Source organism: Subtercola boreus (genome assembly GCF_003399625.1).
Classification (GTDB): Bacteria; Actinomycetota; Actinomycetes; order Actinomycetales; family Microbacteriaceae; genus Subtercola; species Subtercola boreus_C.
In genome coordinates this window covers 125,258-139,084 of record NZ_NBXA01000021.1, presented here as the reverse complement: position 1 = coordinate 139,084, position 13,827 = coordinate 125,258, and the positions used below count along the sequence as shown (strand labels likewise).

The following is a 13,827-nucleotide window of genomic DNA, read 5'->3' as shown; positions in this document are numbered from 1 at the left end:
TCCCCTTCGAATCAAGGAGTACCCCCATGCCAGCCAAGCCCCTCGGCATCATCGACCCGCCCATCGACGAGCTGCTCTCGAAGGTCGACTCCAAGTACGCCCTCGTGATCTTCGCCTCCAAGCGTGCGCGCCAGATCAACGACTACTACGCCGACCTGCACGAAGGCAGCCTCTTCGACAACGTCGGCCCGCTGGTCGACTCCGGCATCGACGACAAGCCGCTCTCGATCGCCCTGCACGAGATCAACGAGGACAAGCTCACCGTCAAAGCCAATGCTCCGATCCCTGAATAGGGATCGGACGAGGAACGCTCCGGTCCCGGAGTAATCCTGTTTCGTCACGGAAGGCTCGCTGTCACCTCGACTGCGGGCCTTTCTTTTTCCCTCGCCCGCTTTCGACCTGCCAGAGTAGAGCCATGAACATCGTCGTCGGAATCACCGGGGGAATCGCCGCCTACAAGGCGGTCGGGGTCGTCCGCGGCTTCGTTCTCGCGGGCCACAGCGTGCAGGTCATCGCCACGGAGCACGCCCTGCGCTTCGTCGGCAAGCCGACGCTCGAGGCGATCTCCCGCAACACCGTGCACACCGACCTCTACGAGGGTGTCGCCGAAGTGCGCCACGTGGCGCTCGGGCAGGCCGCTGATCTCATCGTGATCGCCCCCACCACGGCCAACACCCTTGCGAAGCTCGCGGCCGGGCTCGCGGACGACCTGCTCGGCAACACGGTGCTCGCATCGACTGCGCCTGTGCTCCTGGCTCCTGCCATGCACACCGAGATGTGGCAGAACGCTGCGACCGTCGCCAACACGGCACTGCTCCGCTCTCGCGGGTACCGGTTCATCGGGCCAGCGGTGGGTCAGCTGACCGGCACCGACTCGGGGCCCGGGCGGATGCCGGAGCCCGACGAGATCGTCGCCGCGGGCCTGGCGCTGCTGCCCTCGGGCGCGCAGGCTCCGGATGCCGCAGCGCCAGCCCCGGGCGAGGCAGACCTCACGGGCCTCCGCATCCTCATCTCCGCCGGCGGAACACGCGAGCCGCTCGATCCCGTGCGCTTCCTCGGCAACCGCTCGAGTGGCAAGCAGGGTGTGGCCCTTGCCGAAGCCGCGCTCGGCCGGGGCGCCTCCGTCACTCTCGTCGCCGCTCACCTGGAGGTACCGGTGCCTGCCGGAGTCGAGAGCCATGCCGTCGAGACGGCAGAGCAGTTGCGCACGGAGATGAACGCCCTGCTCGGCGGGGCCGACATCGTGATCATGGCTGCAGCCGTCGCCGACTACCGCCCTCGCGAGGTGGCGGAGGGCAAGATCAAGAAGGACACCGTGGGCGACGTCCTCACCCTGGAGCTCGTGAAGAATCCCGACATCCTTGCTGAGCTGGCAGCGAGCCGCGCACCCGGGCAGCTCGTCGTCGGCTTCGCCGCCGAGACCGCTGCCAGCCGCGACGAACTCCTCGAACTCGGCCGCACGAAGGCCGCCCGCAAGCGCGCGGACTATCTTGTCGTCAACAGGGTGGGTTGGACAGAGGGTTTTGCCACAGACGGCAACACCGTCGTGGTGCTCGACGGGGCCGGGCATATAGTGATCGAGGCCACCGGCTCGAAGTTGTCAGTGGCACACAGCATTCTGAATGTGCTGGCAGAAGCCGGCCGTTCGAACCACCAGGAGCACAATGACTAGTCTTCGCCTGTTCACGTCAGAGTCGGTCACCGAGGGCCACCCCGACAAGATCTGCGACCAGATCTCCGACAGCATCCTCGATGCTCTCCTCACCGTCGACCCGAAGAGCCGCGTCGCCGTCGAGACGCTGGTGACCACCGGGCTCGTGCACGTCGCGGGCGAGGTCACGACCGAGGGCTACGTCGACATCCCCACGATCATCCGGGAGCGGGTGAACGCCATCGGCTACACCTCCTCCGACATCGGGTTCGACGGCAACAGCTGCGGCGTCTCCGTGTCGATCGGTGCGCAGTCGCCCGACATCGCGCAGGGCGTCAACAACGCGTGGGAGACCCGCCAGGCTGCGAGCGTCTCAGGGGGTCACGACGACGACCCGTTCGACCGGCAGGGCGCAGGCGACCAGGGCATCATGTTCGGCTTCGCGACCACCGAGACCCCGCAGCTCATGCCGCTTCCGATCTGGCTCGCCCACCGGCTCTCCGAGCGGCTCGCCGAGGTACGGAAGACCGGGCAGCTCGACTACCTCCGGCCCGACGGCAAGACCCAGGTGACCATCGGCTACGACGGCCTCACTCCGCGCACGGTCGAGACCGTCGTGCTCTCCACCCAGCACACGCCGAGTGTGACGAGCGAACAGCTCGCACACGACGTGGAGGAGCTGGTCATCCGTCCCGTTCTCGCCGACGCACCGCTCGACTCCCAGGCGGCGGCCCTGCTGATCAACCCCACCGGCCGGTTCGAGATCGGCGGGCCGCAGGGCGATGCCGGTGTCACCGGGCGGAAGATCATCGTCGACACCTACGGCGGAGCGAGCCGTCACGGCGGCGGTGCCTTCAGCGGCAAAGACCCGTCGAAGGTCGACCGTTCCGCCGCGTACGCCATGCGCTGGGTCGCGAAGAACGCGGTCTCGGCCGGGTTCGCCGACAAGCTCGAGGTGCAGATCGCCTACGCGATCGGCAAGGCGGCACCGGTGGGTCTCTACGTCGAGACGTTCGGCACGAACCACATTCCCGACGAGCGCATCATCGACGCCATCAGGCAGGTCTTCGACCTGCGGCCGGCCGCGATCATCCGCGACCTCGACCTCCTTCGCCCGATCTACGCCCAGACGGCCACCTACGGCCACTTCGGCCGGGAGCTCCCCGACTTCACCTGGGAGCGCCTCGACCGCGTGGGCGATCTGCAGGCCGCAGCAGGCTTGTGAGCCCTGACGGCGACGCTCCCGCCGCTGAGGAGGGTGCCGCAGGGCAAGGCGTCGCAGACGTGCACGGCTCCGCCCGCGCTCCCACCTGGGTCGCCCGGGTGATGCTGGAGTCCCCGCTTCCGCAACTCGACCGATTGTTCGACTACCGCATCCCCGAGGCCCTGCTGTCGGATGCCCAGCCGGGCGTGCGGGTGAAGGTGCCGCTCCGCTCGGCCGGGCGGGTGTCGCGCGCCTACATCGTCGAGGTGACGAACCACGCCGACTACGTGGGCACCCTCAGCGACATCGAGGAGGTCGTGTCGCCGGTCGCCGTGCTCACCCCCGATGTGTGGCAGCTCGCCCGGCGGGTGGCCACACGCGCCGCGGGAAATGCGAGCGACGTCGTGCGGATCGCCGTGCCGCCGCGAACCGTGCGCGTCGAGAAGGCGTGGGCGGCGAAGCAGGCGGCAGCAGCCGCAACGACGGCGGGCGCAGCTGCGGCCCCCGTGGCGGCCGCAGCGTCAGCAGCAGCAGCCAATGATGCAGCCGCACCGGCAGGGGTGACCCCGGCCATCGCCGGATACGGCGACGGTGTCGTCGAGGGCGCGCTCCGCGCGCGGGCGCGCCTCGCCATCACGGCGGTGCCCACCGTTCGGCAGACTCCCGGCGGGGAGTGGGTGGGCGCCTGGGCCGAGACGATGGCCGCCATGGCCGCATTCACGCTCGGGCTCGGCCGGTCATCCATCCTGGTGGTACCCGACTACCGCGACCAGGAACAGCTCGCCACCGCCCTCCGCGGTGCAGGTGTGCCGGTCGATCTGGTCTCGCCGCTCGACGCCCACCAGACCAATCCCGAGCGCTACGGGCACTTCCTCGAGTGCCTGGAAGCCGTTCCGCGCGTCATCATCGGCACCCGCTCGGCGATCTATGCCCCCGCTCACGATCTCGGCCTGATCGCCCTCTGGGACGAAGCCGATCCGCTGCACGACGAACCGCTCAGCCCCTACGTCTCCTCCCGCGACACGGCGCTCGTCCGCCAGGAGTTGAGCGGCGCGGCCCTGGCCTTCGTCTCCCACTCGCGCAGTTCGGAGGTCGAACGGCTGGTCGAACTCGGGTTCCTCCGCGACGTGGCGCAGAGCCCCCGGTTCCTGCCGAACGTGGTCCCGACCTCCGCTCAATCGTCGAACGACAGGCTCGCCCAGTCCGCCCGCATTCCCTCGAGCGCCTGGAATGCTGTGCGGAAGGCCCTCGAGACCGGGCCCGTGCTCGTGCAGGTCGCCCGCCCCGGCTACGCTCCCGTGCTCGCCTGCGCGAGCTGCACCAACCCCGCGCACTGCCTCGTCTGCGAGGGCCCGCTCCGCCAGGCCTCCCGCAGCTCTCCGCCCTCCTGTGCCTGGTGCGGCGCCATTGCCGCCCAGTGGCAGTGCAGACACTGCGAGGGCACAACCTTTCGTCTCGTCGGCCAGGGCAGCACCCGCACCGCCGAAGAGCTCGGCCGCGCCTTCCCCGCAACTCGGATCATCGTCTCCGACGGATCCCGATCGCTCGGCGATGTGGGGTCGGCCCCAGCCCTCGTGATCGCGACCCGCGGCGCAGAACCCGTGGCCGCCGGTGGGTACCACGCCGTGCTGCTGCTCGACGGAGAACGGATGCTCGCACGCGAGTCGCTCACAGTGGGGGAGGACTGCCTCCGATGGTGGTCGAACGCCATCGCCCTCGCCGCGCCCCGCGCCCCGGCCATCATCGTGGGCGTCGGAGGAGACCTCGCCCGAACGTTGGTCACCTGGCAGCATGCGCGCTTCGCCAGTGCAGAACTCGCCGACCGGAGGCGACTGCGTTTCCCCCCGGCGGTGCGGATCGCCACCGTGCGCGGAACCCCGGAGGCCGTCGCTAAGGCTGTTCAGGAGCTCCACGATTCGGTCCAGGGCGAAGACAGCGCGAAGATAGATGTGCTCGGACCGGTTCCCGACGAGACCGACGACTTCGTGCGGTCCATCGTGCGGTTCGACTATGCGGTGGGGGCGAACGTCGCCTCCACGCTCAGGGCCGCTGTCATCAAGAACGCCACCAGCCGGCGGAAGATCCCCGGCAAACCCGCCAACTACCGCCCCCCGCCCACCCTGCGGGTGCGGTTCGACGACCTGGAGATCCTCGATTGAGACTTGTCTTCGCCGGAACCCCTGAGGTTGCCAACCCCACCCTCCGCCGGCTGGCCGCCGAACACGAGGTCGTCGCCGTCATCACCCGGCTGGATGCCCCGCAGGGCCGGAAGCGCGTGCTCACCCCGTCACCCGTGGCCGCCGTGGCCGAGGAGCTCGGCATCCCTGTCATCAAGGCGAACCGGCTCGACGACGAGGTGACCACTCGCGTTGAGGCGCTCGACGCCGAACTCGGAGTGATCGTCGCCTACGGCGGCTTCGTGCGGGAACCCCTGCTCAGCACACCCCGCCTCGGCTGGATCAACCTGCACTTCTCCCTCCTGCCTCGCTGGCGCGGGGCGGCGCCTGTGCAGCACGCCATCATCGCGGGCGACGCCGTCACCGGGGCATCCGTGTTCCAGCTCGTGCCGGGAATGGATGCAGGCCCCGTGTTCCAGACACTCCGCACGCCGATCGGCGCCCACCAGAGCGCCGGCAGCCTGCTCGGTTCGCTGGCCGACGATGGCGCCGGGCTCGTCTCCGAGGTCGTGCGCGGACTCGTCGACGGCACCGCGGTCTCAGCGGAGCAACAGGGCGAGCCGACCCTGGCTCCGAAACTCGGTATCGAGGATGCCCGGCTCGACTGGACGCTGGGTTCCGCCGAGATCTACCAGCGCCTCCGCGGTGTCACGCCAGAGCCCGGAGCCTTCACGACGGTCGCGGGTGAGCGCTTCAAGATCCTGGAGGCGGAACCCGCGCGGGATGCACCTCAACTGCCGCCCGGGCGCATCCGGCTCGACGGGCGCACACCGGTCATCGGCACGGCCGACACGCCGCTCCGCCTGGTGCGTGTGCAACCATCGGGGAAGAAGCCGATGGCGGCCGCGGACTGGTGGCGCGGTGCGCAGGCCGGTGGCGGGCAGGCTGGCGGCGGGCAGGCTGGCGGCGGGCAGGCCAGCAACGCAGCAGGATCGACGATCGAGATGGTGGCGGAATGAGCGGCACGAATGACGGCGGCACAGGCGGCACCGGCGGCACCGGTGGTACGGGCGAGACCCCGGGCGACCGGCCGAAGCACGGCCGCCGGGGCGCCAACCAGGGGCGGAGTTCCAGTCCGGGCCGGGGCAGCTCGGGTCGAGACAGTACTGGCAGCGACAGCGCCGGCCGCGACACACCCAGCCGCGATCGCGGCCGCGGCCACGGGGCCGGGCGCGACCGCTCCGGCACCGCTCCAGGCCCCCGCGAACGCACGCAGAGCGCCACCGCCGTGCAGCCGGCCCGGCGGATCGCCTTCGAGGTGATCCGGGCGGTGCGGGAGGACGACGCCTACGCCAACCTGCTGCTGCCCACCAAGCTCGCCCGCGCGAAACTCAGCACCGCCGATGCCGGTCTGGCCACAGAACTGACCTACGGAACGCTCCGCCTCCGCGGGTACTACGACCGTGTCATCGAGCTTGCGGCCAACCGCCGGATCGACGAGATCGACGGCCCGCTCGTCGATGTGCTCGAACTCGCCGCGCACCAGCTGCTGTCGCTCCGCGTCGCGAGTCACGCCGCCGTCAACGAGGCCGTGGAACTCGCCCGTGTCGTGGCGTCCCGGTCCTCGACCGGTTTCGTCAACGGCGTGCTCCGTACGATCACCCGTTCGACGCCCGAACAGTGGCAGGACAGGGTGCTGGCGAGCGCCCAGGGTGAAGACGGTCGCCTCGAGGTGTTGTACTCGCATCCGTCCTGGATCGTCCGTGCCTTCCGCCGGGCTCTTCTGACCGACGGTGCAAACGCCGACGAGGCAGAAGTCGACCTTGTCGCCCTCCTCGAAGCCGACAACGAACCCGCACGGCTCGGCCTGGTCGCCCTGCCGGGGCTGGCGAACCGCGACCAGATCGCCGTCGACGGGCATCCTGCGCCCTACTCGCCGTTCGGCTTCATCACCGACTCGGGCGATCCGCGGGACATCCCCGAAGTCACGGCAGGCACCGTCCGCGTGCAGGACGAGGGATCACAGCTCGCTGCGCTCGCCCTCACCCGGGCACGGCCGATCGCGACAGGCGAACGGTGGCTCGACCTCTGTGCCGGCCCCGGCGGCAAGTCCGCCGTGCTGGCGGCAGAGGCGCGGGAGGGCGGCGCGGTCCTCACCGCGAACGAACCCGTGCCCGCCCGGGCCGAACTCGTGCGGAACGCCCTTGCGGCCTTCCCCGACCCGCCGGTCGTCTGGGAACTCGACGGCACCATCGTCGGCGCATCGAACCCCGGTGAGTTCGACCGCATCCTCGTCGACGCCCCCTGCACCGGCCTCGGGGCCCTCCGGCGTCGGCCGGAGGCACGCTGGCGCAAAACCCCGAAAGACGTCGCCGAACTCGTCGTTCTGCAGTCGAAGCTCATCGACTCGGCCGTCGCAGCCCTGAAGCCCGGCGGCATCCTCGCCTACGTCACCTGCTCGCCGCATGTCGCCGAGACGCGCGGGCAGGCGACGGATGCCCTGAAGCGCCACAGCGGAGCACTGGAGCCCCTCGGCACCCAGGCCACGCTCCAGTCGTTCGCAGACACGCCGCTGGCGCTCGGCTCCGACGAGACGCAGGCTCAACTCTGGCCGCACGTGCACGGCACCGATGCGATGTTCATCGCCCTGTTCCGAAAGCTCTGACCGGTTCGGTCCTGCGGTATGGTCGGGTCCCATGAAGACACGACAGAAGCTCATGAACTCACGGTGGGCTGTGCGGGCCCGATGGGCTGTACCTGCCTGGTGGGCACGATGAATGACGTGCCGGTGTGGCTGGCCGCCCTGACCTCCGTCGGCGCGCTCGTCGCGGCGGTCTTCGCCGGTGTGGCGGCTTGGCGCGTCGCCCGGATCGAGCAGCAGCGGGACCGTCGGGCGCAAGCAGTCGCCGTCTCCGCGTGGGCCTCCCAACACACCGCCGACGGTCGCGGAACGGTCGGCATCCATCTCCTGAACACGTCAGGCGCGCCCGTCACCGACGTCGTCGTCTCCTTCGTCGACGCCGATGGGTCGCCCTACGCACCCCTCCGCCTCAGGATCCTCCCGCCGGGTTCGTACTTCGTGCAGCAGAAGAGGTCGTCACCGTACAAGTGGGGGTTCCCCGAGCCGGCTGCAGATTCGCTCGTGGCTATCATGAAGAGCGGCACCTGGCGGGTGGACTCGCTCGGCTTCGTCGACCAGGGTCACGTGGGGTGGCTGCGCGGCTCGTCCGGAGCACTCCGCGAAGCCCCCGCCCCGATGCCTGATCGGGCGGTGCCGGTCAACTAGGGTGGGAGGCGTGCCCGTGAGAATCGACCCCAGTATCCTTGCCGCCGACTTCGCCAACCTGCAGGCCGAGATCGACCGCGTCTCCACTGCCGACATGATCCACGTCGACGTGATGGACAACCATTTCGTGCCGAACCTCACCCTCGGCCTTCCGGTCGTCGAGAGCCTGCAGAAGGTCTCGCCGCTGCCTCTCGACCTGCATCTCATGATCACGGATGCCGACCACTGGGCACCCGTCTATGCCGAGACCGGTGTGTTCTCGGTCACGTTCCACGCCGAGGCTGCGGTGGATGCCGTGGCCACCGCCCGGCGTCTCCGGCAGATCGGCGCCCGAGCCGGTCTCGCCGTGAAGCCGGGCACGAGCATCGCGCCCTACCTCGAGTTGCTGGCCGAATTCGACATGCTGCTCATCATGACGGTCGAGCCCGGCTTCGGCGGACAGTCCTTCATGGCCGACACGATGCCGAAGCTCGCCGCCGCTCGCGAGGCCGTGGCGAAGACCGGCCTCGACGTGTGGCTCCAGGTCGACGGGGGTATCAGCGAGACGACCATCGAGATCGCCGCGGCGGCCGGTGCCGACACGTTCGTCGCCGGTTCCAGCGTCTTCGGTGCCGAGAACGCGGCGGCCCAGATCGGGCTGTTGCGTGAGCTGGCCGTGAGGCACTCGCACTGACGCACGCGGCAACCGTGACGCACCCGGTAACCCTGAACCACCCGGTAACCTAGAACACGTGAAGACCTTCGACTCCCTGTTCGAGGAGCTGCAGCAGAAGCAGCAGCTCCGCCCCGAGGGCTCCGGCACCGTGCGCGAGCTCGACGCCGGCGTGCATGCCATCGGCAAGAAGATCGTCGAAGAGGCCGCAGAGGTGTGGATGGCAGCCGAATTCCAGAGCCTCGACGAGACGGCCGAGGAGATCTCACAGCTGCTCTACCATCTGCAGGTGATGATGCTGGCGAAGGGCCTCAGCCCCGCCGACGTGTACAAGCACCTGTAAGAGCACCACACCCCCCACTTTCCACGAAAGATCACCATGCTGAAAATCGCGGTACCCAACAAGGGTTCGCTGTCGGAGACCGCTGCCCAGATGCTCGCAGAGGCCGGCTACCACGGCCGCCGCGACCCCCGTGAGCTGGTCACCCAGGATCCACGCAACAACGTCGAGTTCTTCTACCTCCGCCCGCGGGACATCGCTACCTACGTCGGCTCGGGCGCGCTCGACGTCGGCATCACGGGTCGCGACCTGCTGCTCGACTCCGAATCGCCGGCCGCAGAGGTCGCCGAGCTGAACTTCGGCGAGTCGACCTTCCGCTTCGCCGCACCCGGCGGTCAGTTCGACAGTCTCGACCAGCTGCAGGGCCGCCGCGTCGCCACCAGCTACCCGGGCCTCGTCGGTGCCTTCCTCGCGAAGACGAACGTCACGGCGACCCTCGTCAAGCTCGACGGCGCCGTCGAATCGGCGGTGCGCCTCGGCGTCGCGGATGCTGTCGCCGACGTCGTCTCGACCGGCAGCACGCTCCGGAAGGCCGGGCTCGAGATCTTCGGCCCGGTCATCCTGCAGTCGACGGCCGTGCTCATCTCCTCCGGGGTGGAGAACCCCGGCGCCGACACGCTGCTCCGGCGCCTGCAGGGTGTTCTCGTCGCTCGCCAGTACGTGCTGATGGACTACGACGTGCCCCGCGTGCACCTCGACGCCGCCACGGCGGTCACCCCCGGCATCGAGTCGCCGACCATCTCCCCGCTCGCCGACCCCGACTGGGTCGCTGTTCGCGCGATGGTTCCGCGAACGGAGATGAACCTGGTGATGGACTCCCTCTGGGAGGTCGGTGCCCGCGCCATCCTGGTGAGCCCGATCCACGCCGCGAGGCTCTGACCGTGTCGCTCACACGCCGCGAGGCTCTGACCATGTCGCTCACACGCCGCGAGGCTCGATCATGACGCTCGCCGTGCGCGTCATCCCGTGCCTCGACGTTGCCGCCGGCCGGGTCGTCAAGGGTGTCAACTTCGAGAACCTCCGCGACGCGGGCGATCCCGTCGAACTCGCGCGCCTCTACAGCGCGCAGGGAGCGGATGAGATCACCTTTCTCGACGTGACCGCGACGGTCGACGAACGCGAGACGACCTACGACATCGTGCGCCAGACCGCCGAGCAGGTCTTCATCCCGCTGACCGTCGGCGGGGGAGTGCGGAGCGCCGAAGACGTCGCCCGGCTGCTCGCGAGCGGAGCCGACAAGGTGGGCGTGAACAGCGCCGCGATCGCCCGGCCCGAGCTGCTCGGCGAGATCGCCGACCGCTTCGGCGCACAGGTGCTCGTTCTCTCGCTCGACGTCAAACGCTCCTCCAGAACAGACTCGGGTTTCGTCGTCACGACACACGGCGGCCGCCGCGAGACCGAACTGGATGCCCTGGCCTGGGCCGCGCGCGCCATCGAACTCGGTGCGGGCGAACTGCTCGTCAACTCCATCGACGCCGACGGCACGAAAGACGGCTACGACCTCGAGCTGATCCGTCTGATGAAGTCCATGAGCAGCGTGCCGGTCATCGCCTCGGGAGGCGCAGGCAAGCTCGGCGACTTCCCCGAGGCGGTCGGAGCGGGCGCCGATGCGGTGCTCGCGGCATCCGTGTTCCACAACCGTGAACTGACCATCGGCGACGTCAAAGAGGCGCTGGCCGAGAGCGGAGTGACCGTCCGATGAGCGAGAACACCCAGCGGAACGACAGCATCCAGGAGCTGCCTGTCGACGTGGAGGCGGTGATCGCCCGAGCGAGGTTCGACGCGCAGGGACTCCTGCCGGCCGTCATCCAGCAGTTCGACACTCTCGAAGTGCTCATGCTCGGGTACATGGATGCCGAAGCCCTCCGCCGCACGTACACCAGCGGCCGCGTGAGCTTCTGGTCGCGGTCCCGCCAGGAGTACTGGCGAAAGGGCGACACCTCCGGCCACGCCCAGTACGTGCGGAGCGCCGCGCTCGACTGCGATGGGGATACGATTCTGGTGACGGTCGACCAGATCGGCGTCGCGTGCCACACCGGCACCCGCACGTGTTTCGACGGCGACCCGCTCGCTCCGGTGCAGGGTGCACCGCACGCTACCGAGGGATGATGGTGATGGCTGAGACTCCCACGGTGTCGAGTGTGCCGACGTCCACGACGCCGACGTCCACCACGGCCGCCTCCACAACGGCGACCTCCACCACACGGGCAGAGTTCGACACACTGCTCCCGACGCACCGCGTGCTGCCGGTCATCCGCACCCTCTTCGCCGACGGCGAGACCCCGGTGGGCATCTACCGGAAGCTCAGCGACAACCGGCCGGGCACGTTCCTGCTCGAGTCGGCGGCCCAGGGCGGTGTCTGGTCGCGCTTCTCCTTCATCGGTGTGTCGAGCTACGGCGTGCTGAGCGCCGACGGCGACCGCGCGGTCTGGATGGGGTCGGGCCTGAGCGCCGCGCGCGCGTTCCCCCAGGGCATGCCCGCCGGCCCCCTCGAGGCCCTCGCCGAGCTCTACGAGGAATGGAAGACCCCGGTCATCCCCGGGCACCCGCCCCTCACCGGCGGACTCGTCGGCTTCATCGGCTGGGAGACGATCCGCCAGATCGAGCATCTGCCGAACCGGCCGCCCGCTGACTTCAGCATGCCGAGCCAGGCCCTCTCGTTCGTCTCCGACCTGATCGCCGTCGATCACCTCCTCGGCACGGTCACCCTCGTCTCGACCGTGCTCGCCGACGGTTTCGCCCCGGCCGGCTCGGGTTCCGGTTCCCGCCGGCGCCAGGCGGCCGAGGCGGAGAGACTCAGCGCCGACGAGCTGTGGCGAGACGCCCAGACCCGCCTCGACTCGATGCAGCGCCGGCTCGCCAAACCGGCGGAGGCCTGGCTCGCCGAGGCCGACTTCGGCCTGGCCGCGGCTCCGGATGCCCGAACCACGCGCGACGAATTCCTGGCATCGATCGACATCGCCAAGCAGCACATCCGCGACGGTGACGTGTTCCAGGTCGTGATCGCGCAGCGGTTCGACCTCGAATGCGTGGCCGAACCGATCGACGTCTACCGGGTGCTCCGCACCCTGAACCCGAGCCCGTACCTCTACCTGCTGAACCTCGAGTCGCCGGCCCGCGAGCCCTACGCGATCGTGGGCTCGAGCCCCGAGGCGCTCGTGAAGGTGGCCGGTGGAACGGCGTTCACCCACCCGATCGCCGGCTCCCGGCCACGCGGCCGAACGGTCGAGGCCGATCTCGAACTCGAGACCGACCTGCTGGCCGATCCGAAGGAGCGCGCAGAGCACCTGATGCTCGTCGACCTGGCGCGGAACGACCTTCTGAAGGTCTGCGAGGCCGGATCCGTCGAGGTCACCGAGTTCATGCGCATCGAGCGGTTCAGCCACATCATGCACATCGTGTCGTCTGTCGAGGGCACGTTGGCCGACGATGTCACGGCGATCGATGTGTTCCGGGCGACGTTCCCCGCCGGCACCCTCTCCGGCGCTCCGAAGCCGCGGGCCCTGCAGATCATCGACGACCTCGAGCCCGCCCAGCGGGGGGTCTACGGGGGAGTGGTGGGGTACTTCGACTTCGCCGGAGACGCCGACCTCGCCATCGCCATCCGCACGGCGGTCATCTCCGATGGGGTCGCGCGCGTACAGGCCGGCGGCGGTCTCGTCGCAGACTCCGACCCGGACTCGGAGTTCGCCGAGTCGCAGAACAAAGCGGCCGCACCCCTGCGAGCTGTGGCGATCGCGAACGCGATGACGAGGGTCGGATGACCGGCGGAACAGCTGCGCCGGAGCCGGTGCCGAGCGCGACAGAACTCACGGCAGCCAGGGCCCGCCGGCTGAAGTCGTACACCATCCTGGCCGTCATCCTCTGGAGCGGGCTCGTCTTCCTGGCCTGGTCGCAGCCGTGGTTCAGCCTGCACGCCCAAGGGCGCGCAGGCGACACCGTGACGGTCACCGTGCAGGGCGCCGTCGCGGCTCCCGCGCTCTCCGCCCTCGCCCTCGCGGGGCTGGCGCTGTCGGCCGCCCTCGCCATCGCCGGCCGGGTGATCCGTGTGGTGCTCGGCGTGCTGGAGTTCGTGCTCGGAGCCTCGATCACCGTGTCGTCGGTCTCCGCGCTGGTGGATCCGGTTCAGTCGGGCCAGTCGGCCATCACGACGGCCACGGGCGTTGCCGGAACCTCCTCCATCGGCCAGATCGCCACCTCTGCCGGAACGGAGCTGTGGCCCTTCCTGGCCGTGGTCAGCGGTGTGCTGATGGCCCTGACGGGCATCCTCATCGTGGTGTCGATGCGGCGCTGGCCGGCCTCCGGCCGCAAGTACCAGCCGGTGACGTTCGCTGCCGCCGACGGGCGGACGTCGGGCAATCCCGTCGACCTGGTCGTCGAGAGCCCCGCCGAGCCGGTGAAGCCGGTCGCCAGAGACGTCAACACGACGCGCACCGCCGCAGTCGACAGCTGGGACAGCCTGACGCGCGGCCAGGACCCGACGGACTGACCTGAAACGGCGGCACCCGAGCGACATGCGCCCGTCCGTCAAGCCACCACCCGGCACCAGCCGCACCGACCGGCACCGGATACACTGG

General features: G+C 69.6%; 14 protein-coding genes. All 14 read left to right on the top strand.

What is annotated here, in order from left to right:
* Positions 1–26 precede the first annotated feature (26 nt).
* The 14 genes from rpoZ to B7R21_RS10150 all read left to right on the top strand — a co-directional run bounded on the left by rpoZ (position 27) and on the right by B7R21_RS10150 (position 13,739).
* Entirely contained in the window at positions 27–293 is a 267-nt protein-coding gene (rpoZ, locus tag B7R21_RS10215; RefSeq protein WP_104243599.1) for a DNA-directed RNA polymerase subunit omega, read from the top strand.
* A 122-nt stretch (positions 294–415) separates the two neighbouring features.
* The gene (coaBC, locus tag B7R21_RS10210) at positions 416–1,672 is read left to right on the top strand and encodes a bifunctional phosphopantothenoylcysteine decarboxylase/phosphopantothenate--cysteine ligase CoaBC (RefSeq protein WP_116283162.1); all 1,257 of its coding nucleotides are present in this window, start codon (positions 416–418) and stop codon (positions 1,670–1,672) included.
* Positions 1,665–2,876 (top strand): methionine adenosyltransferase, encoded by a 1,212-nt coding sequence (gene metK, locus B7R21_RS10205; RefSeq protein WP_116283161.1) that lies wholly within the window; start codon positions 1,665–1,667, stop codon positions 2,874–2,876. The genes coaBC and metK overlap by 8 nt, the downstream gene beginning before the upstream one ends.
* Before the next feature lie 101 nt (positions 2,877–2,977).
* Positions 2,978–5,014, top strand: coding sequence for a primosomal protein N' (locus B7R21_RS10200; protein ID WP_116283267.1), 2,037 nt, complete (start codon positions 2,978–2,980; stop codon positions 5,012–5,014).
* On the top strand, positions 5,011–5,991 hold the full coding sequence (fmt, locus tag B7R21_RS10195; protein ID WP_116283160.1) for a methionyl-tRNA formyltransferase: 981 nt from the start codon (positions 5,011–5,013) through the stop codon (positions 5,989–5,991). The genes B7R21_RS10200 and fmt overlap by 4 nt, the downstream gene beginning before the upstream one ends.
* Entirely contained in the window at positions 5,988–7,637 is a 1,650-nt protein-coding gene (locus tag B7R21_RS10190; protein WP_116283159.1) for an RsmB/NOP family class I SAM-dependent RNA methyltransferase, read from the top strand. Before fmt ends, B7R21_RS10190 begins: the two co-directional genes overlap by 4 nt.
* Positions 7,638–7,745: 108 nt before the next feature.
* Positions 7,746–8,258: a hypothetical protein gene (locus B7R21_RS10185; RefSeq protein WP_172592125.1), complete on the top strand. Its 513-nt coding sequence runs from the start codon at positions 7,746–7,748 to the stop codon at positions 8,256–8,258.
* 10 nt (positions 8,259–8,268) lie between these two features.
* Positions 8,269–8,931 carry a ribulose-phosphate 3-epimerase gene (gene rpe, locus B7R21_RS10180; RefSeq protein ID WP_116283266.1) on the top strand — a complete coding sequence of 221 codons (663 nt, stop codon included), beginning with the start codon at positions 8,269–8,271 and terminating at the stop codon, positions 8,929–8,931.
* 58 nt (positions 8,932–8,989) lie between these two features.
* Positions 8,990–9,253, top strand: coding sequence for a phosphoribosyl-ATP diphosphatase (locus B7R21_RS10175; protein ID WP_116283157.1), 264 nt, complete (start codon positions 8,990–8,992; stop codon positions 9,251–9,253).
* Between the two features lie 36 nt (positions 9,254–9,289).
* Positions 9,290–10,129 carry an ATP phosphoribosyltransferase gene (gene hisG / locus B7R21_RS10170; RefSeq protein WP_116283156.1) on the top strand — a complete coding sequence of 280 codons (840 nt, stop codon included), beginning with the start codon at positions 9,290–9,292 and terminating at the stop codon, positions 10,127–10,129.
* A 61-nt stretch (positions 10,130–10,190) separates the two neighbouring features.
* Positions 10,191–10,952, top strand: coding sequence for an imidazole glycerol phosphate synthase subunit HisF (gene hisF, locus B7R21_RS10165; RefSeq protein ID WP_116283155.1), 762 nt, complete (start codon positions 10,191–10,193; stop codon positions 10,950–10,952).
* The gene (hisI, locus tag B7R21_RS10160) at positions 10,949–11,359 is read left to right on the top strand and encodes a phosphoribosyl-AMP cyclohydrolase (protein ID WP_116283154.1); all 411 of its coding nucleotides are present in this window, start codon (positions 10,949–10,951) and stop codon (positions 11,357–11,359) included. Before hisF ends, hisI begins: the two co-directional genes overlap by 4 nt.
* 5 nt (positions 11,360–11,364) lie before the next feature.
* Positions 11,365–13,014: an anthranilate synthase component I gene (locus B7R21_RS10155; RefSeq protein ID WP_116283265.1), complete on the top strand. Its 1,650-nt coding sequence runs from the start codon at positions 11,365–11,367 to the stop codon at positions 13,012–13,014.
* Positions 13,011–13,739 (top strand): Trp biosynthesis-associated membrane protein, encoded by a 729-nt coding sequence (locus B7R21_RS10150; protein WP_116283153.1) that lies wholly within the window; start codon positions 13,011–13,013, stop codon positions 13,737–13,739. The genes B7R21_RS10155 and B7R21_RS10150 overlap by 4 nt, the downstream gene beginning before the upstream one ends.
* The last annotated feature ends 88 nt before the right edge of the window (positions 13,740–13,827 follow it).